Annotated in this window: 4 protein-coding genes; 3 read left to right on the forward strand and 1 reads right to left on the reverse strand. The window is 26.1% G+C overall.

The window, feature by feature from the left end; translation table 11 throughout:
- Window positions 1-3: 3 nt before the first annotated feature.
- A complete protein-coding gene (locus JWF52_RS10600) occupies window positions 4-198 on the reverse strand; it encodes a hypothetical protein (protein ID WP_208333534.1) in 195 nt (64 codons plus the stop codon).
- Between the two features lie 279 nt (window positions 199-477).
- Here JWF52_RS10600 and JWF52_RS10605 point away from each other — a divergent pair, with 279 nt between their 5' ends.
- From JWF52_RS10605 to JWF52_RS10615, 3 genes are all read left to right on the forward strand, one after another.
- The gene (locus tag JWF52_RS10605; RefSeq protein ID WP_208333535.1) at window positions 478-1902 is read left to right on the forward strand and encodes an MATE family efflux transporter; all 1425 of its coding nucleotides are present in this window, start codon (window positions 478-480) and stop codon (window positions 1900-1902) included.
- Window positions 1903-1982: 80 nt separating this feature from the next.
- Complete coding sequence (locus tag JWF52_RS10610; RefSeq protein ID WP_208333536.1) at window positions 1983-2630, forward strand: FMN-dependent NADH-azoreductase; 648 nt, start codon at window positions 1983-1985, stop codon at window positions 2628-2630.
- 159 nt (window positions 2631-2789) lie between these two features.
- On the forward strand, window positions 2790-3109 hold a 320-nt coding region (locus JWF52_RS10615), incomplete at its 3' end, for an amino acid permease (protein ID WP_208333537.1).

Genomic DNA, 3109 nt, shown 5'->3' on the forward strand with positions numbered 1-3109 from the left:
TTTTTATTTGTTATTATTTTCAAAATTAGTATCATAGTCTTTATTATTTTTTAAAGGATATGAGTTATTTTTATTAACAACTCTAAAATCTATAATATCTGTAGTTTCACTATCTGTACTTTCTATGATATCTAAATTATCTTTTATTTGTTGATGTTGATCATCATATTTATCAGTAAAATAAGTATTATCTTTCATAAATTTAACTCCTTTAAAATAAATATTTATACTATATAGTATTTCAAAAACAAGGTCATATATACTTTTAAAAATTTTAGATATCATATGAAAATATATTAAATTAATTTATCAATATAAAATTACAAATATTATAGTAATTATAAATAGATTAAGATGCATATTATATTAATAGTAAAATAAATTAAAGAAGCAGAAAAACTTCATATATGTAAATATTTTAACATTAAGGAAATAGTTGTTAACGCAACTAAAGTATTAGTGAAAAGGAGGTATAATATGGATAGTCAACAAGTGCTAGGTACGGAACCTATAAGGAAGTTATTATTAAAATATTCTATACCAGCAATAATAGGTATGCTAGTAAATGCATTATATAATGTAGTAGATAGAATATTTATAGGAAATATACCTGGAGTCGGTCCATTAGCTATAACAGGACTTGGAATAACTATGCCAATAATGACCATAATATTAGCATTTGGTATGTTAATTGGTATAGGAACAGCTACAAATATATCTATTAAATTAGGTCAAGGTAAAAAGGAAGAGGCTAAAAAGCTAATAGGGAATGCAATGGCTCTTGCATTAATTATAGGACTTATACTTACTTTTATAGGTATTGTATTTGCAGATAAAATTCTTATAGCATTTGGAGCAAGTGAAAATACTTTAATTTATGCAAGTGATTATATACATGTAATACTTATGGGGACGATATTTAATCTTTTAGCATTTTCTCTTAATCATTCAATTAGGGCTGATGGAAGTCCTAAGATTTCAGCTGGAATAATGGTAGTTGGTTGTGTTACTAATATAATATTAGATGCAGTATTTATATTTATATTTAATATAGGAATAAAAGGAGCTGCATACGCTACAATAACATCGCAAGCTATAACTGCAATTTTAACATTGAATTATTATTTATCAGGAAAGTCAAATTTAAAATTTGCTAAATCTAGTTTAAAACTTGATAAGAAATTAGTTATGGCAGTGTTTGCTATAGGGGTATCACCTTTTGCAATGCAACTTGCAGCTAGTATGGTTCAAGTTATATCAAATAATGCATTAAAAATATATGGTGGAGATTTAGCAATAGGCGCAATGACAACTATATCTTCAATAAGTATGATTTTCTTAATGCCAATATTTGGGTTAAACCAAGGATCACAACCTATTATAGGATTTAACTATGGAGCTAAACAATATAATAGAGCTAAAAAAACTTATTTAGCATCTCTTATTGCAGCTACAGTAATCCTTCTTATTGGAACTATTATTGTTCAGTTATTCCCCAAAATTATTATAGGCTTATTTAATAGAGATAAAGAGCTTATGAGTATAACTGTCAGTGGGATAAGAATATATTTATTAATGATGCCTATAGTAGGGATATCTATAACAGGAACTAACTATATTCAATCTATAGGAAAAGCTAAAATCGCAATGTTTTTAAGTTTACTTAGACAAGTAATATTATTAATACCAATTATAATGATATTACCTAAATTTATAGGACTAAATGGTGTTTGGTTAGCGCAGCCAATATCGGATTTCATATCAACTCTTATAACAGGTACAATTTTATTTATAGAATTAAAAAGTTATAATAAAATATCAAAAGAAGAACATAACAAAAATTCTAATAAAAATATAAATACAGAATTTGCAATTGAAAGTGATACAAAGGATTTTAGATAATTTTAAGCTATATAGTCTTAGAATAATAAATTTTATTTAAGAAATAATAATAAAATAAAGAATATTCTAGGAGGCATACAATGAAAAAATTACTATATATAAGTGTAAACTCAAAGTCAGAAAATTTATCATCTAGTAAAACTGTAGCTAGAAAATTTATAAACAGATTTTTAGAACTAAATAAAGATTTTACTATAGAAGAAATAGATCTTTACAAGCAACATATACCAAGATTAGAATATCAGTATTTTGAAAAAAGAAACTGCATAAAAAAAGAAGAAGATGCAAATAAGCTAGATGATAAAGATAAAAGAGAAGTGGAAAAAATAAGAAAGCTATGTGAACAATTTAAAGAAGCTAATGTATATGTAATTGCAGCACCTATGTGGAGTTTATCATTTCCTGCACCGCTTAAAGAATATATAGACTGTATAATTCAAGATGGTGAAACTATAACATTTAATGAAGATAAACCAGAAGGTCTTTTAAATGACATAGATAGAAGTATGGTATATATACAATCTTCAGGAGGACATATACCTTGGTTATTAAAACCAGTTATGAATAAAGGATTAAATTATGTAGAAAGTATAATGAAGTTTATAGGAATTAAAAAATTTGAAGAATTATTAGTAGATGGTACGGGTACTAGTGAGGAAGAAAGATTAGATGCTATCCAAAAAGCTAGTTATGAAATCGATGATATTATTAAATCGATGAAATATTAAAATTTAATATATATATAATAGGTAGGATTAATTTATTTATCCTACCTATTATACTTTATTAAGAAAAGATAACAAAAAGTCGTAAATTGTTGAAAAATATTTTTATTATATTATAATAGAAAAATATAACAAAAATGACAATTCAACAAGGAGAAGAAAATGGAAAATAGGCGATCTATTGAAAATGAAGAGCTTAAAAAAGAATTAGGTATATCGGCTGCTTTATCTACAGTTGTAGGTATGGTAATTGGAGCAGGGGTATTCTTTAAGCCTCAATCAGTTTATATGTCAACAGGAGGAGAACCAGGACTTGGGATTATAGCATGGATATTGGCCGGAATTATAACAATAACTGCAGGTCTTACGACAGCTGAGGTTTCTGCAGCTATACCTAAAACGGGCGGAATGATGATATATATAAAAGAAATATATGGAGATAAATTAGGATTTTTAACAGGATGGATGCAAACTGTATTATT

The organism is Clostridium sp. CCUG 7971 (genome assembly GCF_017590215.1).
Lineage (GTDB): Bacteria > Bacillota > Clostridia > Peptostreptococcales > Peptostreptococcaceae > Faecalimicrobium.

What these genes read in the sequence shown, in the direction of transcription:
- JWF52_RS10605 (WP_208333535.1), top strand. Translation starts at nt 478, where the DNA reads ATGGATAGTCAACAAGTGCTAGGTACGGAACCTATAAGGAAGTTATTA.
- JWF52_RS10600 (WP_208333534.1), bottom strand. Translation starts at nt 198, where the DNA reads ATGAAAGATAATACTTATTTTACTGATAAATATGATGATCAACATCAA.
- JWF52_RS10610 (WP_208333536.1), top strand. Translation starts at nt 1,983, where the DNA reads ATGAAAAAATTACTATATATAAGTGTAAACTCAAAGTCAGAAAATTTA.